The organism is Flavobacterium sp. MMS24-S5, assembly GCF_050320125.1.
Taxonomy (GTDB): domain Bacteria; phylum Bacteroidota; class Bacteroidia; order Flavobacteriales; family Flavobacteriaceae; genus Flavobacterium; species Flavobacterium tyrosinilyticum.
Genome location: NZ_CP190016.1, coordinates 543,361 through 568,770, shown reverse-complemented (window position 1 = coordinate 568,770; position 25,410 = coordinate 543,361). Strand labels below are relative to the sequence as shown.

15 protein-coding genes are annotated in these 25,410 nt (G+C 35.0%); 4 read left to right on the top strand and 11 right to left on the bottom strand.

Annotated features, from left to right (window positions below):
- Window positions 1–264: 264 nt before the first annotated feature.
- From ACPWTF_RS02425 to ACPWTF_RS02380, 10 genes are all read right to left on the bottom strand, one after another.
- A complete protein-coding gene (locus ACPWTF_RS02425) occupies window positions 265–1,785 on the bottom strand; it encodes a RagB/SusD family nutrient uptake outer membrane protein (RefSeq protein WP_427874250.1) in 1,521 nt (506 codons plus the stop codon).
- 12 nt (window positions 1,786–1,797) lie between these two features.
- Window positions 1,798–3,924 carry a SusC/RagA family TonB-linked outer membrane protein gene (locus tag ACPWTF_RS02420; protein ID WP_427874249.1) on the bottom strand — a complete coding sequence of 709 codons (2,127 nt, stop codon included), beginning with the start codon at window positions 3,922–3,924 and terminating at the stop codon, window positions 1,798–1,800.
- Window positions 3,921–4,802 (bottom strand): TonB-dependent receptor plug domain-containing protein, encoded by an 882-nt coding sequence (locus ACPWTF_RS02415; protein WP_427874248.1) that lies wholly within the window; start codon window positions 4,800–4,802, stop codon window positions 3,921–3,923. The genes ACPWTF_RS02420 and ACPWTF_RS02415 overlap by 4 nt, the downstream gene beginning before the upstream one ends.
- A gap of 269 nt (window positions 4,803–5,071) precedes the next feature.
- Window positions 5,072–6,547, bottom strand: coding sequence for a hybrid sensor histidine kinase/response regulator transcription factor (locus ACPWTF_RS02410; protein WP_427874247.1), 1,476 nt, complete (start codon window positions 6,545–6,547; stop codon window positions 5,072–5,074).
- Window positions 6,540–9,158, bottom strand: coding sequence for a ligand-binding sensor domain-containing protein (locus ACPWTF_RS02405; RefSeq protein WP_427874246.1), 2,619 nt, complete (start codon window positions 9,156–9,158; stop codon window positions 6,540–6,542). The genes ACPWTF_RS02410 and ACPWTF_RS02405 overlap by 8 nt, the downstream gene beginning before the upstream one ends.
- A 167-nt stretch (window positions 9,159–9,325) precedes the next feature.
- A complete protein-coding gene (locus ACPWTF_RS02400; RefSeq protein ID WP_427874245.1) occupies window positions 9,326–10,954 on the bottom strand; it encodes a hypothetical protein in 1,629 nt (542 codons plus the stop codon).
- 276 nt (window positions 10,955–11,230) lie between these two features.
- A complete protein-coding gene (uxuA, locus tag ACPWTF_RS02395) occupies window positions 11,231–12,415 on the bottom strand; it encodes a mannonate dehydratase (protein WP_427874244.1) in 1,185 nt (394 codons plus the stop codon).
- 118 nt (window positions 12,416–12,533) lie between these two features.
- Complete coding sequence (locus tag ACPWTF_RS02390) at window positions 12,534–13,346, bottom strand: SDR family oxidoreductase (RefSeq protein ID WP_427874243.1); 813 nt, start codon at window positions 13,344–13,346, stop codon at window positions 12,534–12,536.
- Window positions 13,347–13,492: 146 nt separating this feature from the next.
- Window positions 13,493–14,155 carry a bifunctional 4-hydroxy-2-oxoglutarate aldolase/2-dehydro-3-deoxy-phosphogluconate aldolase gene (locus tag ACPWTF_RS02385; RefSeq protein WP_427874242.1) on the bottom strand — a complete coding sequence of 221 codons (663 nt, stop codon included), beginning with the start codon at window positions 14,153–14,155 and terminating at the stop codon, window positions 13,493–13,495.
- 3 nt (window positions 14,156–14,158) lie between these two features.
- Window positions 14,159–14,608: a YhcH/YjgK/YiaL family protein gene (locus tag ACPWTF_RS02380; RefSeq protein WP_427874241.1), complete on the bottom strand. Its 450-nt coding sequence runs from the start codon at window positions 14,606–14,608 to the stop codon at window positions 14,159–14,161.
- A 121-nt stretch (window positions 14,609–14,729) separates the two neighbouring features.
- Here ACPWTF_RS02380 and ACPWTF_RS02375 point away from each other — a divergent pair, with 121 nt between their 5' ends.
- The gene (locus ACPWTF_RS02375) at window positions 14,730–15,800 is read left to right on the top strand and encodes a substrate-binding domain-containing protein (protein ID WP_427875726.1); all 1,071 of its coding nucleotides are present in this window, start codon (window positions 14,730–14,732) and stop codon (window positions 15,798–15,800) included.
- Window positions 15,801–16,039: 239 nt separating this feature from the next.
- On the opposite strand, the gene ACPWTF_RS02370 is transcribed toward ACPWTF_RS02375, so the two are convergent.
- The gene (locus tag ACPWTF_RS02370) at window positions 16,040–17,209 is read right to left on the bottom strand and encodes a DUF4861 family protein (protein ID WP_427874240.1); all 1,170 of its coding nucleotides are present in this window, start codon (window positions 17,207–17,209) and stop codon (window positions 16,040–16,042) included.
- 213 nt (window positions 17,210–17,422) lie between these two features.
- Here ACPWTF_RS02370 and ACPWTF_RS02365 point away from each other — a divergent pair, with 213 nt between their 5' ends.
- The 3 genes from ACPWTF_RS02365 (at window position 17,423) to ACPWTF_RS02355 (ending at window position 24,968) form a co-directional block, all read left to right on the top strand.
- Window positions 17,423–18,067 carry an HAD family hydrolase gene (locus ACPWTF_RS02365; protein WP_427874239.1) on the top strand — a complete coding sequence of 215 codons (645 nt, stop codon included), beginning with the start codon at window positions 17,423–17,425 and terminating at the stop codon, window positions 18,065–18,067.
- A 375-nt stretch (window positions 18,068–18,442) separates the two neighbouring features.
- Complete coding sequence (locus ACPWTF_RS02360) at window positions 18,443–21,370, top strand: triple tyrosine motif-containing protein (protein ID WP_427874238.1); 2,928 nt, start codon at window positions 18,443–18,445, stop codon at window positions 21,368–21,370.
- Between the two features lie 382 nt (window positions 21,371–21,752).
- Window positions 21,753–24,968, top strand: coding sequence for a family 16 glycosylhydrolase (locus ACPWTF_RS02355; RefSeq protein ID WP_427874237.1), 3,216 nt, complete (start codon window positions 21,753–21,755; stop codon window positions 24,966–24,968).
- The last annotated feature ends 442 nt before the right edge of the window (window positions 24,969–25,410 follow it).

Here is a 25,410-nt window from a genome sequence, read left to right as displayed (position 1 = left end):
TGTGATCTTGATATTTAGACGCGGATTTGACGGATTCGCTATCGCGAACACGCTGATTTACACGGATTTTTTTATTTCACGCAGATTTGTACAGATTGAAGCAGATTTAAAATAGATTTTTTTGAATAATCTATGTTTATAAGATTATTGAAATTTTAAAATACGTTTAAAAATCTGCGTTCTCTGCTAAAATCCTTTTTTGATCTGCGTGAAACTAAAACATGATAATCATTGCAATAACAAATCAGTGGCATCCGCGTTCAATTAATAACCAGGATTATTTGGTTTTAAATTCGGATTAATAGCCAATTCGGTTCCTGGCAACGGCCATAAGTAATCTTTTTCAGGATTAAAATTAGCGTGAGGCTCTAAACCACTTGCTCCAAATACTTCAGGTCCCATTTTTAATCGTTTAATGTCATACCATCTAACGTACTCAAAGGCTAGTTCTAATCTTCTTTCATCAATAACCATTTTTCTAAAAGCATCTTTAGATAAACCTGGAGTAACATTTGCTGGGAAAGAAACCAGTTTTCCTGCTTTATTTCGAGCTCTTGCACGAACACGGTTTACATAACCATTAGCTTCTGTTGTTCCCGGATTAATTTCGTTTAAAGCTTCTGCTGCCGTCAGCAAAACTTCTGCAAAACGCATGGTAATGTAGTTGTGCTGCGAAGTTCTTCCATTAGCACCTGCTTTTCCTGGAAAACGGAAATATTTGGCAATGTGTGGGCGAGGTGCTTTTTCGTTATCGCTTGAAGGAAAGACTTGTAATGCTCCTCCCGGTTCGGTTTTCTTTCTGATGATGGTATCAAAACTTACCGCTCTTCTATAATCTCTCTGATCCCAAGTATTGAATACTTTTAAAGACGGAACGGCAACAGAGAATCCTTGTCCGTAACTATAACTGTCATCTTTTAACGATCCTGTAAAAAACGCGGTATAATCCTGACCGTAATTTCCTGATGTTAAGTTATTAAAGTCAATTGTAAAAAGAGGCTCTTTTAAAGAAGCTGTTTTAGTAGCGTTAAATAAATCCTGAAAATCAGCATCCAAACCTAAACCAAATTTAGCTTCGTTGGTAATTACAAATTTTGCTTCATCATATGCTTTTTGAAAATTTCCTAAAGTCAAATAAACAGACGCTAAATATCCTGCAGCAGTACCTTTTCCAGGAACAGCTTTTACTTTTGGTTTATCCTCTAGCCATTGTTTCGCAAATTCTAAATCGGCAATAATTTTTGGGTAAACATCTGCTTCTTTTGTTTTTCCAATCGAGTTTACCTGATTCACATCATTCACCACAAAATCAACATACGGAATATCACCAAAAAGGCGTACTAAATGATAATAAGCAAAAGCTCTTGCAAAATACGCTTGAGCCGCAATAGCGTTGACTTTTGCTGGATCGCCAGGTGTTTTTTTAGCGCCTTCAATCGCCTGATTTGCGGCTGTGATAATTACATACGATTGAGGCCAAAAGTTTGCCACAAGCGCATTGGTGTCATTCATTGACATATCGTTTACATCAATACGAGCCGCTTGCGTTGTTCTGTCGCCAATATCAGACATGTCGTCACGAAGCATAAGGGCAATTGTAAATTCTCTTCCCCAATAATTATTGTGACCAATGTTGGCAAAAGCACCATTTACAGCAGCCTGCAAATCGTCTGTATTATTAAAAAAGTTCTCTGGACGAATAATTCCTATTGGTTTTTCTTCTAGATCAGAACAGCTAAAAAACGCCATTGTTCCAAAGCAAAAAAGAGCTATATATTTTTTCATAATTGTTTTAGATTAAAATTTTAAATTGAATCCTGCTGTAAATGTTCTTACGTTTGGATATCCTCCATAATCCAATCCTAAATTGGTATTACTTCTAGAATTCGTGTCGTTCAAGTAATTCGTTTCAGGATCTGTTCCTGGATAATCAGTAATGGTCCAAAGGTTTTGTGCACTGATGTAAAAACGAACTTTGCTTAATCCCATTTTAGAAACAACTTTTTCATCTAAACTATATCCAATAGAAACGTTTTTTAAACGGATATAACTTCCATCATAAACAAATCTTGAAGTGATTCTTTTTGTTCTCGCTGCATTTGCAGGAACATTTGTATCGGTATGAGTTGGTGTCCAAGCATCTAAAACTTCAGTTGTAGCGTTGTTATTTCCAGAAGCTAGTTCCATCAAAGTATAGTTTAAGATTTGACCTCCTTGCGAACCTTGAAAGAAGATATTCAAGTCAAGATTTTTATAAGTGAAGTCATTGTTGAATCCGAAGATGAAATCTGGGTTTGGATTTCCGATGATTGTTTTATCTTGAGAATCCAATTTTCCGTCACCATTTACATCTCTAAATTTTTCACCACCTGCAACAGTTTCAAAGTTTCCTGGCAAAACTGCTTCACCTTGCTGAATTACGCCATCATAAATAAATCCGAAGAAAGAACCTACTGGCTGTCCAACTCTTAAAATTTGCGATTCTGTTGCTAAGAAATGCCCAGGAGCAGAGTTGATTAAAAGATCTTTGTTATCAGCCAATTTTAAAACTTTGTTTTTGTTTGAAGAGATATTAAAGTTTGTTGACCAAGTAAAATCAGAACCAATAAAGTTTCTGGTATTAATTCCTAATTCCCATCCTTTATTTTCTAATTCTCCCACGTTTTGAAGCTGAGAAGCAATTCCAGAAATTCCAGGAAGTGGCCTGTTGAACAATAAATCTTTAGTAATCGTTTTATAATAATCTGCTGTAATGCTGATTCGGTTATCAAACAAACCTAAATCAATTCCGTAATCTTGTTGGTATGACGTTTCCCATTTTAAATTCGGATTATCTAATGAAGTTAATTGTACCGCATTTGTAATCACGTCGCCACTTACGTAATAGATTTCAGAAAATCTAGAAAGAGTAGAATAAGCTCCAATCGAAGGGTTTCCTGTTGCTCCGTAACTTGCTCTTAATTTTAAGTTTGAAACCGTTTTATTATCTTTTAAGAAGTTTTCTTTACTGATATTCCATCCAATTGCTCCTGAAGGAAAAGTTCCGTATTTGTAGTTTTGACTAAAACTTGAAGAACCATCTCGTCTGGCTGTGAATGTCAATAGATATTTGTCGGCATAATCAAAATTCAACCTTCCAAAAGCAGAGATTAATTCAGTTTCAGATAAACCAGAATCAGGTTTCAAGAAAACAGTTCCAGCACCTAAATTTCTGTATGAATTCGTATTCGTCAGAAATCCTCTTGAAGCGGCATACGAATTTTCGTTTTTATTTTTCTGGTAAGAGTATCCTCCAAGAACTGTCAGCATTCCTTTGTCGATAATTTCGCGTTTGAAAGTCAAATAGTTCTCTGTCAAGAAAGAAGAAAATCTTGTGTTGTTTACAGAGGCTTCTCCTTTGATGTTTTTTCCAGCAATTAAAGTGGAAGGAATAAATCTTCCTGTTTGCGAATTATTATCGGTTAAACCTAAAGTAGTTTTAAAATCAAGATCTTTAGTAATTTGATATTGAGCGAAGAAATTGTTTCGGTTTACGATAGAAACAGTTTCCAAAATATTTTCCATTGCCGTTGCGTATGGATTATCAATATCGTCACCAATTGGAGCAGTTGTTGTATAAGTTCCGTCTGCGTTGTAAATTCCTTTATCTGGCATAAAACGATATGCAGAAGCAATTACACCAGCCGCACCAGTTCCTCCAGCACTTGTCTGGCTTACGATTCCTTCTTTGTTCTGCTTGCTTGTAAAAGTGTTTAAGCCTACTTTAAATTTTGGAGTTAAATCGGCTTCAAGATTACCTACAATCGTGTATTTGTCAATTCCAGAATTGATTACAACTCCATTTTGATTGAAATACGTTCCAGAAACATAATATCTTATATTTTCAGATCCGCCTGAGAAAGACAATTGCGTATTCGAAATCATTCCTTCACGATAAATTTCATCTTGCCAGTCTGTATTTGCAGTGCACCTTGCGTGTGCGTAGTAAAACTTTTTCTATAAGCCGCAAATTGATCTGCATCTAATAAATCTAATTTATTATTTACGGATTGAATAGAAGTCGAATTGCTAAACTCAATTACTGGTTTTCCTGGTTTTCCTTTTTTAGTTGTTACCATGATAACCCCGTTAGATCCACGAGATCCGTAAATGGCAGTTGCCGAAGCATCTTTTAAAACTTCAATAGAAGCAATGTCCTGAGGAGCTGGCATAGAAACACCTGCAAAACCATCTACGACAATCAGTGCATCTCCGCTGGCATTAATAGAAGTTCCTCCACGCACTCTAATTTTTGTTGGAGCTCCAGGTTCGCCACCATTATTGGTCATTACCGAAACACCGGCTGCACGACCTTGTAAAGCTTGTTCTGCATTTAAAACAGGAAAAGCCGTCAGTTCTTTTGCCGTTACAGAAGATACAGATCCCGTAATATCACTTTTCTTACGTGTTCCGTAACCTACTACAATAACCTCGTCAAGCGCTTTTGTATCTGGTTTTAAACTTACATTGATAACATTTTTGGTTCCAACTGGAACTTCGACCGATTGAAATCCTACGAAATTGAAAACTAAAACAGCATTTTTCTCTCCTACAATTACAGTATAATTTCCATCCATATCGGCAGAAGCGCCTACAGAGGAGTTTTTGATATAGACATTAGCACCAGGAAGCCCGAGCAAGTCTTCGCTGGAAGTTATTTTTCCAGTTACTTTTCGTTCCTGTGCATGCATCACGATATTTACCAGTAAAAAAGATACTAGAAAACACCATTTAAACGATTTGTTTTTGTGGTTTGTAAACATTCATTTTTTGGTTTTAGGGTTAATAAGTTAGATAAAGTAGAAAAGCAATAAACTCATTCCGATTATGATGATGACAAAGAAAATTTGCAGCAATAAGAATTTTGTTTTTTTGATTTTCATACCACAAATGTATAGGCCGAAAAAGAAATAGAAATACAAAAAAGGGTATCTAAAAATACAGATACCCTTTTTTAAGCCTTTAAAACACTAGGTTTTTAAAATTTATGATAATTAACCCTGCAAGGTTTTCAAAACCTTGCAGGAATACATCAGAAGGTTTTTTCGTAAAATTTGTCAGCATATTGAGATGGAGTTTCACCGTACTTTTTCTGAAAGCATTTGCTAAAGTATTTTGGATTGTTGAAACCGACTTTATAACTGATTTCAGAAACGGTTAATTTATTTTGTTCTAATAATTGAGCCGCACGTTTTAATCTGATTTCATGTATGAATTCATTTGGCGTGCAATTGGTCCAAGCTTTGATTTTTAAAAATAACATCGTTCGGCTTACGCCTAATTCTGAACAGAAAAACGGAATATCAAATTGTTCGTTTGAAATGTTTTCTTCTACAATCTTGAATGCTTTTTTCAATAATTCTTCATCTAGAGAAGAAACCGTAATTTCTGACGGAATAAAACTGTCTTCGCTTGAAAATTTGATTCTCAAACGTTCCGTTGTATTCAGAAGATTTTTAACGCGAAGCTTGAATTCCATTAAATTGAATGGTTTGCTAATGTAATCATCGGCACCACTTTCTAATCCTTCAAATTTGTAAACCAATGAAGATCTTGAAGTCAGCAGAATAACTGGAATATGACTGGTTTTGATGTTTTCTTTGATTCGTGAACACAATTCAGTTCCCACCATTTCTGGCATAATTACATCGCTGATAATCAGATTTGGAACAAATTTTAAAGCTTTTTCTAAAGCAATTTTACCATTTTCGGCTTCGATAATATTGTAGTCTTTTTTGAGTAGGTTTTTCATGAACTTTCTCAAAACTTTATGATCTTCAACAAGTAAAATAGTCTGTTTTTCTTCGTTGACAATTAAATCTTCGAGATCATCATTTTCTACAATTTCTGAAGTTTCTAATTGGGCTGTATATTGTGCAATATCGTCACTGATTTTAAAATCAGGAATAATTTCGTCGTCCAGAAGATGTTCACGCCCAAGCGGTAAAGTCACTTTAAAAATAACTCCGCCAGAAGGTTTATTGGTAACATCAATTTTTCCTTTATGAAGTTCAACAATGTTCTTAACGATCGAAAGCCCGATTCCTGTTCCTTTATTGTAATTCTTCTGAACCTGATTATGTGTCGGAACTTCAAAAAAGAGATCGAATATTTTGTCGATATGTTCCTCGGCAATTCCTACGCCCGAATCTTCAACGGCGATAAAAAGATTCTGCTGATTGTGGTTGATTTTAATTTTGATTGAACCGCCTTTTGGAGTATATCTAAAAGCATTTGAAATCAGATTATAAAATACGCGTTCCAGTTTATAGCGGTCAAAATAAACTAGAATCTCTTCGTTTTCAGTTTCAAACAAATACTCATAACCGCCATCTTTGGCGTATTCGATAAATGAAAGAAAGATTTCTTTGGTAAATTTGACAATATTTCCGTTTGCAGATTCCAGCGTAACCTGATGATTTTCCAGTTTTCTAAAATCCATTAAACGGTTAATCAAACTCAAAAGGTGATTCGCGCTTCCTTCAATAACCAAAAGCTTTTTATACATTTCGTTGGTTCCATTGTAATCGGCTAAAATTTGCTGTAACGGAACTTAAAATCAAAGTTAAAGGCGTTCTAAATTCATGCGAAATATTGGTAAAGAAATCTAGTTTCAGCTTGTTGTTTTCTTCAATACGCTGCGTTTCCAGATATTCTAGTTCGAGTTTTTGTTTCAATCTCGCTTTCGATTTCATAATCCAAATCAAGCCATATAAACCTAAACCAATTATGATTCCGTAAAGCATAAATGCCCAAATACTGCGCCACGGAGCAGGATTTACAATAACGGTTAAAGTCGTTGGAGCCTGATTCCAAACGCCGTCATTGTTGGCGCCTCGAACCTCAAAAGTATAAGTGCCCGGATTTTGAATCGCAAAATTAGCTTCACTGTTTTTAGTCGTTGTCCAGTTATTTTCCAAACCAACCAAACGATAACTGTATTGGTTATTTTTGGATCGAATGTAATTTGGAATCGCAAAACTGATCGAGAAATTTGCCTTATCATAATCCAAAGTGATCGTTTTAGTATAGCCGATGCTCTGTTCTAAGATTCCGTCTTTATCATGCGCATTTACTGTCTCGTTTTTAATTTTCAAATCGGTAATTAAAACCTGTGGAGCATACTTATTTAAGGAAATTTTTGTGGCATCAAAAAAAGTTGCACCCGACGGACTTCCAAAATAAAACTGATTGGAACCTACTTTTAAAGCCGAATTATCGTTGAATTCATTACTTGCCAAACCATCTTTCTGATCGTAAATAACAACCGATTTTTTAATTGTATTGTACTTGATAATTCCCTGATTAGTACTGATCCATAAGTTTTTATCATCATCTTCTAAAATCGAATGAATAGAGGTAATAACTGTATTTCCAATTCTAAGATTGATTCTGGTGAACTTTTTTCCGTCAAAAACATGAAGCCCTTTAGCTTTTGTTCCTACCCAGATTTTATTCTGAGAATCTTCAAACAAAGTCAAAATATCATCTCCCGACAAAGCCGAATGATCATAAAAGAAATGTTGTATTTGGTATTTCTTAGAATCAAAATTTTGAAGCGAAATACGATTTAGACCATTTTGTGTTCCGAGCCAGATTGAATTTTGTTTGTCGATCAAAATACTACGAACCATATTATTGGTCAGAAAAACAGGTTTAGAGATGTCATTTCCAATAATTTGGTAGGTTTTGTCTAATGTGTTGTAACGAATTAAGCCTTTGCCAAAAGTTCCAATCCATAAGATTTTATTTTCAGCTTTAAGAGAATAAACACCGCTTTCTTTCAGTAATTCGGTTAAATCAGATGCAATTCGGTTATCTTCGATTCTTTTTGAAATGGTATTGTAAGCCGATAATCCTTTCGAAAAAGTTCCAATCCATAAAATATGATCGTCTGCAAGACACATGGCCTTGATATCATTTTTATGAGTTTGTCCAGTTTTACTATTGATATAACTTACAGCTTCGGTAGTTGTATTGTAAATGCTAATTCCACCGCCTTCAGTTCCAAAATAAATGTTTTGGTTTTTATCTGCAATAATCGAACTCACCACATCAAAACTCATCGGAATCTTTTTAGAATTCTGATTGTAATTGGAGAAATTGACATTCGAAACGTCCCAAAGATTTACGCCTTTGTAATAACAGCCAATCCAAATAGAACCTTTTTTATCCATAAAAATAGATTTTACTTTGTCGATTCCGTTCGCATTATTGCTATTATTGATTTTTTGAATATTTTTCTCTTTACCTAAAATATAAATTCCGTCATAAGCGCCAACCCATAGAGAACCTTGATTGTCAATCACTAAAGAACGAATGTCGGTATTGATTTCGCGGTATTTTTCAGCCGGTAAAAAAGAAACAAAAGCTTTTTCTTTTAGATCGAATTTTAAAAGTCCTTTGTTTTTTGTCCCAACCCATAAGCTGTCATCTTTGTCCTCAATAACCGATTGAACGTTTAGTAAGTCAGTTGTGTTTAATGGATAATTTTTAAAAGATAATTTACCATTTTTTCGACTGGTCAATTGGCATAAGCCTTTTGTAGTTCCAATCCAGATTTCACCTTTTTTGGTTTTTAAAATGCTGAGAATATTATTGCTTGGAAGAGTAGAAGCATCATCATCAGAATGAAATACGGAAGTAAATAATCCTGATTTTTTATTAAAAATCGTTAATCCTTTTGAAGTTCCAAACCACATTTCGCCACCAATTTCTCTCATGCTCCAAACTGCATTATTGCTAATGGTATGATTGGCTTTGGTGTGAAGATATCTTGTAAAACGGTTTGAAATTGGGTCATAGCAATTTAGTCCATTATAAGTTCCTACCCAGATTTTTCCTGAATCGTCTTCTTCAATGGCTAAAATATCATTATTGCTAATCGAAAATTTATCAGTAGTATCGTTCCTGAAAATCGTAAATCGGCTTCCGTCATATTTATTAAGACCATCGCGGGTTCCAAACCACATCTGGCCAAATTTATCCTGATGAATGGCAATAACAGAACTCTGCGAAAGCCCGTCTGTTGTAGAGAAATTTTTAAGACGGTATTTATTTTGGGAAAACAAATTTCCGAAAACAAATACAATTGCGAGAAAAGCTATTTTATATTTCATAGCGTTTAGTTTTGTTTTTTTGCCACAGATTTCACAGATTATAAAGATTGTTTTTCTGTGTGTTGAAAATTAGCCACGAATTCACGAATTGTTCGAATTAATTTTTTTAATAATTCGTGAATTCGTGGCTAAAAAAAATCATTTTAATCTGTGGCAGATATTTTAGCCTATTTCAAACGTTTATTTAATTGATAATCGTACAAAGAAGGAATCTTCTCAATTGGTACATTCAAAAATTCAATATACGGATCTATGTCGTATTTGATTTCAAATTTTGAATTTCCGTGAACACCAATAATTCTGGCTAAAGCGCCGTCTTTCATCCCGTACAATAAAACTGGTTTTGATGTATCTGGATTTTCAACCTGAACATTTAAATTCCAAAATGTACTGAAAGGCCCGTGAGAAGGTTTCCAATAATCGGCTCCTCCGCCGCCAAACAAAGCGTAACTATTATTTTTGTCTGTTTTTACGTGAACGGTAATATTATCAAATAAATTTTGATGATTGGCTCCAGAGTGCTGATCTAGAAGTGGGTCAGTAAATATCTCGCAGTTTTGATACACATTTTTAGTCGCAAAAGTGTTGAAACTTAAAGGGTGAACGGCAGAATTATAGATTTTGAGATTCTTAACCAAAACATTATGCACGCCGCCTAAAGTTACGGTGTAATGCGATAAATGCGGTCCATCGGTTGTGATGTCTTGAATGGTAACATTAGCAACTTCTTCGGCTAGAATTCCGCTGTCGGCATTGGTAATTTTCACATCTTTAACCCAACTATTGAAAAGACGAGTCAAGAAAATACCATTATTGCCAGGTTCAACATGATGTGCAACTCTCGGAATATCAGGAAACGTAAAACGGAGATGCTCGATACCGACTTCATTTAAATGTTTCCACTCAACCAATTGTGCCTGATAACTTGGTTTAATTGAAATGGTTAAAGGTGTTTTTAAAGTAATTTTTGAACCAGAGATTTTAGTAATTACAACCTGTTGTCTCACAATGGGAAGTTTTGGAAATTTCCAATGATGCGAACCCGGTTTTACTTTTGCTCCTTGATATAAATCGTTGATGATTTCGCCATTTTTGCCATCTTTATTAAAAAGTTGCAATTCTACAATATCGCCGACTTTTAAACCTTTTATGTCAGAAACCGTAATAATATGTTCGCCCATTTTCCCCGAACTGACTTTCGCCAGCGGATTAGATTCTGGTTCGTATTTATCCAGATATGATTTTACACGTTCGCCCGGAACTTGTGTCCAAATAAAACCTCCAGACCAAGCATATTGCGAGAAAGGCAAATCAATATTGTTTTCTGCTTCACGCTGTCTTTTATCAAAAGTGGTTAAATATTCGCGAAGTTCAGCCAAAACATCAGAATCTTTAAGATACATCATCGGTCTTGGACAATAGATTTCAGTTCCGTTTTCGTTAGAACCTGCGCCACGAAGTACAAAATTGTTTCTTTCGATATAGAGAATTTCACTTAAGATAATGCGTCCAGCTGGTAATTGCAGAATGACATTTCCCTCAGCATCATTCGCGGCTTTAAAGGCTTTTAAAAGCGCTTTTGAATCGTCTAAATCGTCATTTGCTTTTACGCCAAAATCAACTGCATTGATAACTTTTCCATTAGTTTCAGGAATCTGGCTTTCGCCGAAATGATACCCCGCATAACTAAAATCTGGCAGATAATTCGTTTTTGAAGTAATAATTTTAGGTATTTCCTGTGCCAGCAAAGTATTTATAAAAAAGCCACAGGATATAAGAATGGCTTGGCGAATCATGGTTTTGTGGTTGTTTGTGGTTAGTTAGTTTTTTTTTGTTTTGCCACGAAGGCTCTAAGACGCTAAGATTTTTAAAGCTTTGTGTTTTTAGTCTCGCAAAGTCGCTGAGACGCAAAGTTTTTTGTTTCACGGAGATTTACAAAGATTTAAGCAGATAAACGCAGATAATTTATTCAAAAAAAATCGGCTATAATTTGTCAAATCTGCGTAAAAAAAAATCCTTTTAATCTGTGACTTTAAAAAAAAATGCGTCTTAGCGCCTTCGTGGCAAACAAATTATAAAGATCGTTTGATCCCTAATTCCAATCCTCGCAATTCTGCCAGACCTCTTAAACGGCCAATTGCAGAATAACCTGGATTTGTTTTTTTGTTTAAATCGTCCAGCATTTGATGTCCGTGATCTGGGCGCATTGGCAATTGACTGTTATTTCTTTTTTCAACTTCCAAAATGGCTTTTACCACTTCGTACATATCAACATCACCTTCTAAGTGATTTGCTTCGTAAAAACTTCCTTCTTCATCACGCTGCGTGCTTCTTAAATGAATAAAATTCATTTTATCGCCATGACGTCTCACAATTCCAGGCAAATCATTATCGGCACGGACACCGTAAGAACCTGTACACATTGTAAATCCGTTTGATGGAGAAGGAGCGGCGTTCATTAATTCCATCAAATCTTCTTCGGTACTTACGACTCTTGGCAAGCCTAAAATTGGGTAAGGAGGATCGTCTGGGTGAATCGCCATCAAAACGCCTTTACTCTCAGCAACTGGAATAATTTCTTTCAGAAAATGAAAAAGATTATTCTTTAAAGCCTGTCTGTCAATATGATTATAAGCACTTAAAGTAACCAAGAAATCTTCAACTGAATAAGCTTCTTCAGCCCCTGGAAGTCCAGCCAGAATGTTCTGCTGTAATTTTACTTTATCTTCGGAAGTCATGGCTTCAAAATAGCTTTTTGCTTTTTGTTTTTGTTCTTCAGAATATTCGTTTTCTGCACCTGGTCTTTTTAAAATAAACAATTCAAAAGCAGCAAAAGCATTAATGTCAAAACGTAATGCTTTTGACCCGTCTTCAACTGTATACGATAAATCGGTTCTTGACCAGTCTAAAACAGGCATGAAATTATAACAAACACATTTTATACCGCATAAAGCCAGATTGCGAATGCTTTCTTTATAATTTTCAATATATTGAAGATAATTTCCAGTCTGTTTTTTAATGTCTTCATGAACCGGAATACTTTCTACAACCGACCAAGTTAACCCAGAAGCACCTTTTTTAGGATCACCGTTTTCGTGTTCGATTTCAACTTTTCGCTTAATAATTTCGTCAATGCTCCAAACTTCTCCATTTGGAATATGGTGTAAAGCCGTTACAATTCCGGTTGCTCCGGTTTGTTTGATATCTTGTAAAGAAACAGGGTCATTTGGTCCGAACCATCTTAATGTTTGTTCCATTTTTTATGTTTTTTTATTTCCTGCAAGGTTTCTAAAACCTTGTAGGTATTTTAATTTATAATAATCTACAATTTAAACCTACAAGGTTTTGGAAACCTTGCAGGAGAGGGTTGAAATCTTAAATGCTTGTTGCAGCAAATCCGCCGTCAACTTTTAAGATTGTTCCAGTAACAAATTTTGACATGTCGCTGCACAAAAATAAAAGCGCACCGTCAATATCTTCTGGAGTTCCGAATCTTCCCATTGGCGTATGATCGATAATTTTTTCACCTCTTGGAGTCAGTTTTCCTTCTGGAGTCAATAATAAAGCACGGTTTTGTTCGCCAATAAAGAACCCAGGAGAAATAGCGTTTACACGAAGTCCTTCGCCATATTTTTGAGCCAATTCCACCGCCATCCATTGTGTAAAGTTGTCGATTGCCGCTTTTGAAGCAGAATAACCTACAACTCTCGTTAAAGGTCTTTGTGCTGAAGCCGATGAAATATTGATGATGTTTCCTGATTTCTGTTTCGCAAAAAGTTCGGCAAAAACCTGAGTTGGAAGCATAGTTCCGATAATATTTAAATCAATGACTTTTTGCAGATCATCGCTTTTCATATCGTAAACCGCTTGATCAGGCTGAATCGTTGCACCTGGCATGTTTCCTCCTGCAGCATTAATTAGAATATCTAGACGGCCGTATTTTTCAACAATAAAATCTTTGGCTTTTTCTATTTCTTCCTTATTTAAAACATTCGCCTGAACTGCAAAACCTTGTCCGCCGTTTGCTTCTATGGCTTTTACTGTGTTTTCGGCTTTTTCCAATGATTGAGAAACGATTCCGACAATTACACCTTGTTGTGCCAAGGTATTTGCAAATCTGCTTCCTAGAACTCCAGCACCACCTGTTATTAAGGCAATTTTTCCTTTTAAATTAAATATTGAATCCATTTTAATTTCTAATTTTCAATACTTTAAAATCCAAATTCCAATTTGGAAATAAAGTACATTTTTGTATAATTAATTTTTACTTTTTTGATTTATTTAGCCCCATCAGTTCGTATTGAGTTTGGAATTTGGGTTTTTAAATTTGGAATTTAACTTTTGATTGTTTCTATCAAATCCAAAACCCTTTTGGTTTCTTTTTCGATTGTCTCGTAAGCACCATATTCCATTACTTCTTTACTAATTAATTTGCTTCCCATTCCTACAGCAGACACACCCGCGTTAAACCAAGTTTCAATGCTTTCGCGTGTTGTATCAACGCCTCCAGTTGGCATAAAAATTAAGTTTGGAAAAACATCTTTGATGGCACTCATAAAATCTGGCCGTAAGATGTTTCCAGGGAAAAGTTTAATAAATTTTACTCCTGCATTTTCGGCTACGATAATTTCAGTCGGCGTCATGCAGCCTGGAGCGTATAAAACTTCTTTAGAAATTAAAAACGAAGCAATTTCAGGAACAAATCCTGGGCTTATAAAAAAATCGGCTCCTGTTAAATGATACGTTTCTGCTTGCGCTAAATTTTTGATAGTTCCAATTCCTAAAAGCATTCCTGGCATTTCAGCGTTTCTTACTTCAACCATTTTTTTGAAATTAGAAAGCGCTTCTGGACCGCGACTTGTATATTCTACTGCTCTAATTCCAGCGTTATAAAGTGTTCTTAAAATCGTGATGCTTTTGCTTTCCTTTGCATTAAAATACAATGGAAGCATTCCTTGTTTTACAATGACCTCAATCGAATTCTGAATAGTGCTCATGACTTATATTTTTACTTTAATAACGATCTTTTTCAGTGTTCCTTCACCAATCATTGCGGTATGAACATCTTCTGGAAACAGAATCGCAAATTGTTTCTCCTGCATTTCAAAAAAAGTATCTGGTGCATCATGAAAAAAACGAACGTCTCTTTCATCGTTATAATCGCCATTTGGGTTTACACATTTTTCTCTCGGTTTCCATGCAAAAGTTTCAGGTCCTTTAATCGAAATTTGAATATCGATGTTTTTATCGTGACATTCAAATCCTTTTACGGCTTCTTCTTTTGTATTTCCTTGTCCAACAATTACAATTAGTTTTAAACCTTCGCCAATTTCAAAAGCTCCTTCTTCTAGATTAGCAATGTCATTTTGATTTACATAATCAAAAGCTTTTTTGAAATTTGGATGCAGACCGTAGTATTTTGGTGCATTTTGTAATGAGTCTAGTATCATTTTAATCGATTATTATTTTTATTTTTCAGTGTTATATGTATATTTGCGTGTACGCACACGGTGTTTTACAAATGTATGCAAAAAGTGATGTAAAACAACTTATTTTTAATAAAATAAATTAATTTTACCCGACTGCTTTTATTTTTTTAACTTAAAAAGAATCAATATCATAACAATTAAAAAAATTGCCGAACTAGCTAATATTTCTGCCGGAACTGTCGACAGGATTATACACAAACGCGGACAAGTAGCGCAGGAAACCGTAGATAAGGTGAATGCAATAATTGAAGAGTTTGGTTATACCCGAAATATTTTGGCAAGTAATCTGGCACTGAACAAAAAGTTTCATTTTGCAGTTTTCCTTCCAAAATCGGAAACTTTGGAATATTGGAAAAGTCAAACTGACGGAATAGAAAAAGCAGCTTTGGAATTCAGTAAATTCGGAATCGTATTGGATTATTTTTTCTACGATTATAATTTGGCATCGTTTAAAGAATCGGCTCATAAAGTATTAGAATTTGATTGCGACGGACTTTTGTTTGCACCAATTTTTTACGAAGATTCTGTTCAGTTTTTAAAGGAATATGAAAAAAAGAATATTCCGATTGTGATGATCGATTCGAATATTTCTGAAGAAAACGAACATGCTTATGTAGGGCAAGATGCTTTTCAGAGCGGTTATTTAGCCGGAAGATTAATTAGTTTTGCGGTGAAAAATGAGCGACAAGTTTTAATTTTTAAGATTACTAGAGAAATCGAAAGCACTTCTGTGTATCAGCAACGTATAAAAGGTTTCTATTCGTATTTTCAAGACCACGATGAATTGACCAATTTTAAATTTTCTGAATTTACCTTAAAAGATTCCGGAATCGATCAATTGAGTTTAGAAATGTTTTCCGGCGTAAACAGCGTTTTTGTACCCAATTCTCGAGCGTATATTGTTGCCGAATTTTTAGAAAAAAACAATATAAAAGGTGTTAGGATCATTGGTTTTGATTTGCTGAAAGAGAATATCGAATATTTAAACAAAGGCGTAATTGATTTTTTAATCAATCAGAGACCGGAAGATCAAGGTTATATGGGTATTAATTATTTGTATAAGAAATTGGTTCTGCAAGAAGAGACGGAGCGAACGCATTATATTCCGTTAGAAATTATTTTGAAGGAGAATTATTTTCCTGTTAAGCGATAGTTTTTTTGCCACTACGGCACTAAGTTTTTTTAGTTTTACCTTTTAATCTCGCAAAGTCGCAGAGACGCAAAGTTTTTTGTTTCACGCAGATTTAAAAAGATTTAGGCAGATTTGTTTTAAATTAAAATCTAAATTAAATCTGCTATAATCAGCAAAATCTGCGTGAAATAAAATCATTTTAATCCTTTAATTTGTGGCTTAAAAACTTTCGTGTCCTAGCGCTTTAGAGGCATAAATAATTATTTCTTCACCTTCACAATCAAAGGATTATTAACCTTTTCCGCAAAAGAGCTTAAATATTTTTCCCATTCTTGTTTAGTTTGAAACGGACTTCCTTTTTTCCATCCAAAGCCAACATAATAAATAGCTTTATTGTTCTTAACAGCAATATTTCCGTACAGATTACTTAGATCTTTTTCGTCTGTTACATGATTGTCAAAATTGATTAAATTGCCTTTAGGAACAACCAATCCTGTGCCAATTTCAGAATCGTCGATTGGCTCCCAATAGCTTAGCCAGCCTTCTTTTAGATTTGTTCCGATTGTTCCTTTTTTGTCATGAAGCGTTAATCCAGCAGCAATTTGCTTGGTTCCCGTAATATTGATTTCAAAGCGAGAAAGCTGACTTCCGTAATCTAAACTGATTAATTTTGATTCCGTTATTTTATTGCCTTTTGCATCCCAATCGGCATAAGTCAGAATAAAACTCGTTCTGATAGGCCCTGTTGTAATGGTTTTCCAGCTGATGAAATTTTTAGAAAAATAATATTTTCCATCAACATTTACAGCAATTCCGCCCACACCGCGACTGTCACCTACGTGAAAATTATCCAAACCTTCGCCAGTATCTTTATGATACGTTCCGGTTCCGTTTGTGGCTTTTTCGTACCATTTATTAATAATTGGATAATCGACTCTTTTTAGCCAAGCATCGATTCCGCTAGTTAATGTTCCGCCTGGAATCTTATCTTCAACCATTTTTTGAGCCACTGGCCCGTAAGTTCTAAAAGCTACTTTGTTGTTTTCCCACGCATAGTCATCTGTGCGTTCTGGAACAAATCGGGAGTAGCAGCTAACGACTTTTGAAGCATTAGGGTTTGTACCAACTAATATTTCAAAATCCTGTTTAGAAGCAGCTTTGATTTTGGGCTGAAAAAGCAAAACATCTGCATTTCCGTCGCCATCATTATCTACGGTTTGAGTTTCTAAGAAAGTATTATTGCTAATGTCTTTTACAGTATAATTTTCAAGTTTCGAATCGGCATTTAATCCAAGTGACTTTTTAGTCAATTCGATGGTTTCAAATTCTCTGTCCACTTTTAATGAATTTGAAATTGTGATGATTTTATTCTGAGAAAAAGCAGCAAAATTAGCTGTCAGAATGGTTATGATAAAAAGATGTTTTTTCAAAATTCTTTGGTTTTAATATTTTAAAAAATAGGTTTGATAGGATTATAAAAGTACAAATTGAAACGGAATTGAAAATACAGAATAGGAGTAATTCTGTACAGAATGCTGAAAATGAGCAGAAAAGCTTTAGGAAAGAACTAGATTATTTTTTGTAATTTACATTTCCTGATTTTACTTCAGGAGGAATTTATAAATAAATGAAAATCAACAGAAATGGTTAAATGCATAATTTTCGATTGTGATGGGGTTTTGGTCGATACTGAGAAAATCGGCAACGGAATACTGCTGGAAATGGCACAGGAACACGGATTTGAAATGGAACTGGAAGATGCTTACCGTCATTTTAATGGCAGAAATCTAAAAGATTGTTTCAGACATATTGAAGAAACAATTGATCAAAAGCTTCCTGAAAATTTTGAAACAGAATACCGCGAAAAGAGTTTTGAAGCTTTTAAAACTCAGGTAAAACCAATGGATGGTATTGTAGAATTTATCGAAAAAATTGAAAGATTAAAAATTCCATATTGCGTTGCCTCTAGCGAACTAGTAGATAAAATTCGTTTGAATCTTGAAGTGGCTGGATTGCTGGATAGATTCGAAGATAGAATATTCAGTTCGTACCAAATTGGGAGTTGGAAACCCGAACCAGGAATATTTCTTCACGCTGCTGAAGTAATGGGTTTTGAGGTAAAAGAATGCATTGTTTTAGAAGACAGTAAAGCTGGTGTAAGAGCAGGAGTAAGCGGAGGATTTAAAGTGTACGGCTTTGCAAATGGTTTCAATAATGAAGATTTAAAAGAGGAAGGAGCAGAGCTTTTTAGCTCATATGAAGAATTAAGTGATAAGCTTGGAGTTTAAGATTTGTTTGTTTTGTTTCAAGTTTCACGTTTCAAGTTAAACCCGACAGGTTTTCAAAACCTGTCGGGTTTATTTGTACGAAGGCAGATTCTTAAGAACTTTGTCAAAGTTCAAAACTTTGACAAAGTTTAATTATCTAATTGGCAAATTTTCTAATTATCAAATTCTCTCATTAAAATGTAATTTGTTGCATTAAAATAAATTTTTATATATTTGAGTTTCGACATTCTCTTTTTTGGTTTGGTAATATTGAATAATTGTTATTACTACATTTAAAAAGGAATGTTTTTTTACCTAGAAAATGGCTTTTCCCAAAGAGTCTTTTTTAGGCAGTGATTTCCCAAAGTCACTTACTAACCTACAGACACAAACAGAATGATGAAATTTAAAACTAGAATTTTACTTCTATTCCTATTATTTTCTCCAATTATCCATTCCCAAATTAAAAAGATTGGTGTTCCTTTTATAGCCAATTATAGTCCGAAGACCTATAAAGCTGCGTCAGAAAATTGGGATGTTTTGCAAGATTCCAAAGGCATGATGTTTTTTGCCAATCATTTTGGTGTTATGCAATTCGACGGTGTGCGTTGGGCTATTGTAACACAGCCAGAAAACCGAAGCATGGTGCGGTCGATGACAATTGATAAAAGCGATAAAATGTATGTAGGCGCGCAAGGTGATTTCGGGTTTGTGATTCAGCTCCCAAATGGGCAATATCAATATACTTCTTTAGTAAAACTGCTTCCTAAATCGGCTCGAAATTTTGGGGATGTACTTCATACAGTCATTCGAAATAATGAAGTTATTTTTTTCTCTTATGAAAGGATTTTTATTTACAAAAACAACACAATCAAAGTCATAAATGCCAAAACCTCTTTTGATGATTTCTTCGAAGTGGGAAAAGAAATCTATGTTACAGACAATGGAAAAGGATTGTTAAAGCTGAAAGAAAATGAATTAATTCCAGTTGAAAATAGCCAGCAGTTTGTTGGATTGCAGGTTCGAAAGATTTTTCAAACCAAAAATGGACTTTTAGTATTAACTCAAAAAAATGGTCTTTTTACTTTCAATGAAAATCAAATAAAGCCTTTTGTAACCGAAGTTGATCCTTTATTAAAACAAAATCAGATTTCGGCAGGAATTGAACTTTCTGATGGATATTTCGGAATCGGAACCCGTCAATCTGGGTTGATAGTTATTGATAGTGAAGGACATTTGATTCAGCATATTGACAAACAATTGGGACTTCAAAACGAATATGTGACCAATTTTAAAATCGATAAGGAAGGCAATCTGTGGGTCACACTCAAAGGCGGAATTTCATTAATTCAGATTTCATCTCCTTTATCAAAAATTATAGATAGTTCTAATTCTGAAACCAAAATTTACTGCAGTCAGATTTATCAGAATAAATTGTATATCGGTACAGACAATGGTGTATTTTGGCTCGATTGGGAAGCTTATAAAAGTGGAAAAAGAGAAAATGTGACGTTTCAGTATGTTTCTGGAATGTCTGAAAATGTTTGGAATGTTGGTGTTTTTGGCAATTCGTTGTTAGCATTTGAAAAAAATGGCATATTTAAAATTAGTAGAAATTCCGCGAAAGCGTTGGCTAAAATTGATGGCGCTTGGCAAGGAATTCTAGTTCCGAATCGTCCTGATTTGCTTCTTGTTGGCGGTTATACTGGATTGTATCTTCTAAAACAAATAAACGGTTCGTGGGTTTTTCAGCATCGAATAAAAGGTTTTGAAGAAAGCAGCAGAATTATGGAAACCGATAAACAAGGAAACATTTGGATTGCGCACGGCTACAAAGGAATTTATAAATTGAAATTCAATGCAGTGTATGATTCAGTTGCTGATATTCAGTTTTATAATGATAAAAATGGATTTCCGTCGAGTTTGTTTTTGAATACCTTTAAAATCGATAATCAGATTTTGTTTGGAACCACAAAAGGCGTTTACAGACAAGATGTATCTTCAAAAAAAATGATTCCAGATCCCGTTTTCAAGAAATATTTGGGATTAGAAAATCATATCCGATTATTAAAACCAGATCAGCAGGATAATATATGGTACATTTCTGGTGAGAATACAGGAAAAATGAGCAAACAGAAAAACGGAAGTTTCAAGACAGAAGAACTTCCCTTTCGAAAACTTCGATACTTATATGTTCCTGGATTCGAAAATATTCAAACCACAAAAAGCGGTGATGTATTTTTTGGAACGCAAGAAGGTTTGATTCATTACAGTGCCATTAAAAACAAAAAATATCAAACGAAATATAAAGCGGTTATTTCAGAAGTAAAATGCATTTTTCCAAAAGATAGTTTACTGTTTTCCAGCCGTTATGATGTCCTTCCAAACAAAACGGGATCGGTAAATGACAAGCTTTCAACCGTATTAGCGTATTCTAACAATGCACTTCATTTTTCTTTTGCATCGCTTTGTTTTGAAGATGCTGATGCTACGAAATATGAATATTGGTTGGAGGGTTTTGAGCCAACGTGGTCAGATTATAGTCTTCAGACCGAAAAAGAATATACCAATTTGCCTGAAAACGAATATGTTTTTCATGTAAGGGCAAAAAACATGTATGATGTGGTCAGCGAAGAAGCTGTTTTTCGATTTGAAGTTTTACCGCCTTGGTACAGAACTTTTTGGGCATACTTATTTTATTTTACGCTTTATAGTATTGTAATTTATTTAATTGTGAGATATCAGAAATCTGTTGCTGAGCGTCAACGCCGTCAATTAATAGAGAATCAGGAAAGAGAATTGCTTCGAAGCCGTGCAGAACTTAACGAACAGAAACTGACATTCGAACAACAGAATATGGCTATTGTGCGAGAGAATCTCGAAACGACAATAAATCTTAAAAATGCTAAAGTAGCTTCAAATACAGTCAATTTGATTCATTTAAATGAAATTCTACTTTCTATTAAAGAATTGATCGGACAGATTGATAAGAAGAATGATCCGAATGTAAATTTCAGTTTGCTGACGAAAATCAATAAATTGATTGACCACGAATTGCAGGGAGACAAACATTGGAATGAATTTGAAGAAATCTTTAATCAATTGCATGATAATTTTATGCAGCGATTAAAATCGAGTTACCCAGAATTGACTCCGCGCGATATGCGATTGTGTGCGTATTTGCGAATGAACTTCAATACAAAAGAAATTGCTCCGCTTTTAGGAATTTCTGTTCGTGGTGTTGAAGATACCCGTTATCGCATTCGTAAAAAATTGCAGCTTCCATCAGATACAAACATCACGGAATTTATTCTCAATTTTTAATTTTTCTCGTTTAAGTGAAATTTTAAGTTATTTTATGCATTTCATCGATGATTTGTTACATTTCTTCGATAGTACCGTAGTCAAACCGTACTCAAAAATGTAAGTCTTGCCTGATTTTTTAGTTAATATTGCTTTGTTATTGTCGGAAAATACAAACTATTTTTTTTAAATGATTTGTATTGAAGAAATAACATTTACTAACTAAAACCTATTTAAAATGAAGCAAAAAGACTTTTTTTTCGGCCGACCACCGAAAAGTAATTCCTATTTATTAAAACAATTTTGCGTGGCAGTTTTATTCTTACTGCTGCCATTTCTTAAAACTCAGGCCTAATGTAATACGCTTGTCTGGTCTGATGAATTTAATGGCACCACGGTAGATTTGACCAAATGGCAAAGCATCTCAGGAAATGGCTGTCCGTCGCTCTGCGGATTTGGAAATGCCGAAGCACAGCGCTATGATCCGAATCAGGCGACAATTGTAAAAGAAGGTGCAAACAGTTATTTGAACATTCAGGCAAAGTATGAGCCGAATGCTTCATTTCCAGATCAGCCGTATGCTTCTTCAAAATTAACTACAGAAGGAAAATATTCTCTAAAATATGGAAGGGTTGAAGCCCGTATGAAGTTATCTAACGGACAAGGCGCGTGGCCCGCTTTTTGGATGCTTCCTGTAAACGGAAATTGGCCGTTTACCGGTGAAATTGATATTATGGAAGCCAAACACAGAAATCCGCAATCTGTAGACGGAACGATTCATTATGATGGAAACGGATATCATTTTACGGGTAGAAGCTATAGTTCTCCGACAGATTTATCATCAGATTTTCACGTTTATGCGGTAGAATGGGAACCAAATTTTATCAAATGGTTTGTTGATGATGTTTTATTTCATACAGCAACTCCAAATACGACGGTTAATGGCGGATGGCCTTTTAACGATAGTCAGTTTTATATCATTTTAAACCTTGCTGTTGGTAGCGCAGGAACGCCTTATACCAGTGTAAATGGAGCGGGAGTAGCGCCAGTTCCAGGTGATTTCCCAGCAAAATTACAAGTCGATTATGTTCGTGTTTACGATGGGAGTTTTAAATATGCGGTAGCAGGAGATAACAAAGTATACCAAAATGAAACTAGTAAAACCTATTCTGTAAATGCAATTGCGGGGGCGACCTATAACTGGACAGTTCCAGCAGGAGCAACAATTGCATCAGGACAGGGAACAAATTCAATTACTGTAAATTGGGGAACTACTGGAGGAGATGTTTCTGTGGCTGCAACGGTTTCTAGCTGTAATGTCAATACTTACAAACTAGCCGTTACAACCGAACCAGCATTGCCAGTAGAAAAAATACATGAAGATTTCCAGAGTAATCGAAATGTATTGTATCCTGTAAAAACGGGAGTTTTGACAGAAGCTGTTGCGAATCCTTCGGCTACAGGAATTAACACTTCTGCTTTGGTTGGAAAATACGTTCGAAATTCAAGCGAATTGTACGATGTTTTGAATATTAGAAACGTAACCATTACCAACGCGAATGATTATGTGTACGGAAGAAAAAGACTTTCGTTTGATATTTATACTTCGGCTCCTGTTGGAACAAAAATTTCTATGCAGTTAGAAAACAGCAATGTTACGACGGCAACCAATTATCCTTCGGGAAGACATAGCGGTTTTAAAGCTACTACAACAGTTCAGAACAAATGGGAAACAATTGAATTTGAGTTTGAAAAAGTAATCGATCCAAATACGAGCGCATTAGCGATTAATAATGTTGTAATTCTTTTTGAATCGAATTCTAATTCTGGAGCGACATATTATTTTGATAATCTGCTGACAAAAGCAGCGCCAGAGAAACCGATTATTGCCACAGATGTTTTGCAAAATTATGATGGAGCAAATAAAATTATAAAAGGAACTACAACAGGAACGTACTCTGTTGTGGCAAATCCAGGTTCGAATGCTGTTAACTCATCTGCAAATGTAGCGAAGTACGTTCGAAATGCATCTGAGCAATATGATGTGCTTTTCTTTAATACACAAACTTCAATTGAAGATGCGGGATTATTCAAAAGTCAGATCAATAAAATTATGATTGATGTTTATACAACGGCGCCAATTGGTACGGTTGTAAGCATGAATTTTGAAAATAGTGCGACTTCGCTTCCAGCCAATTATCCGACAGGAAGAAATAGCAATTATGTAGCCATTACAACCAAACAAAACCAATGGGAAACATTAACTTTCTACTATAATTCCAGTCCGGATGCTGGAACTTCGAATCTGGCAGTAAATCAAATGGTTTTATTGTTCAATTCGGGTTCGTACACAAGCGATACATATTATTTTGATAATATTAGAATTGGATCGACTAAGCTTCCAGATACTTTTACGCAAGGTGTAGTATATGAGGATTATCAAACAATTCATAATATCACGTTTAGAGATGCTATTGGAACGTATACGGCAAACACAGCAAATCCAAATGCAAGCGGAATCAATACTTCTTCGAATGTTGGAAAATACGTTCGCAAATCAACAGAATTGTATGATAACTTTTCATTCAATACAACATTAAACAACATTGGTGATTTTAAAGGAGGAACAAAAAAATTCGCTATGGATGTTTACACTTCTGCGCCAGTTGGATCAATTATTTCATGGCAGGCAGAAAGTAGTGCCTCAGTTCCGTCCAATTATCCAGTTGGAAGACACAGTATTTATCAGGGAGTGGTAAAACAAAGTAACGCTTGGCATACTATTACTTTTACGTATGTAAGCACGCCAGACGCTTCAACTCCAGATAATGATGTCAACCGTTTTGTTTTCTTGTTTGAACCGGGAACCAATTCTGGAAACACGTATTATTTTGACAATCTGAGGGCTTTAAATTTAGCCACTACAGAAACTCCAAATGTGAATTTAGCTTTGGCTAAAACAGCAACGGCTTCGACATTAGAAAATGCGACTTTTACTGCAAACCAAGCAACAGATGGAGATGGAGGTACAAGATGGGCGAGTTCTTTTGCCAATGCAACCGAATGGATTTATGTTGATTTAGGAAGTAATTATACGCTTAACAGAGTAGTTTTAAAATGGGAAGCTGCTTATGCAACTCAATATAAAATACAGCTTTCAACTGACAATGTTTTTACAGAAAATGAAACCATCAGTACACAAACGGCAAGCGATGGCGGAACGGATGATTTAGCGGTAAGCGGAACAGGAAGATATCTTCGCATTTTATGTACAGCAAAAGCTTTGGCTCCTTACGGATATTCATTGTATGAAATTGAAGCTTACGGATCTTCGTCAACGGCTAGAATGGCTTTGAATGTTGCAGAAGAGCCTCAGGAAGAAGAAACTGTTTTTGCAGTCTATCCGAATCCGACAACAAACTATGTTCAAGTTTCATCTCCTGAAAACTTAGACAATAAAGTGATCACGATCTATGATAACTCTGGAAATTTGGTTTTACAAAATAAACCTCAAGAAAATGTAAGTGTAATTGATGTAAGTCGACTTCGCAGAGGAATCTACATTCTGAACTTCAAATCAGATCAAAAGAGTTGGAGTAAAAAGTTAATTAAGAAATAATTTTTAAATCCGTTGGGTGTAATTCAAGGAGGGCAGACCAGTTGCACCTGGCGGATCATTTAGTCATTTTCAAATGACTTTAGTTTTAGAATCTAATTATTATGTAACCCCAAAATTATTTAGATATGAATAAAATTAGACTTCAAAGATTTTCTTTTTTGATGACACTTTTTTTAGTGTTTTCAAGCCTTATACATGCTCAAGGCCTGTACCATTTACGATTAGTAATAATTCGACATTTGCAGACAGCGACCTATATGTTGCGATTGTAGGAATCGATTATACCACAGGAAACCACGTTTGGGTCAATGCCAAGACAAGTCAGGTTTTACCCATGAATGCTTCTTATAATACTGTTACAGGACCCACTTACGGCGGAAACACATGACCAGGACAAAATTCTAAATATGCGGCTTGTTTTACAAAACTGAGTGAAATTCCA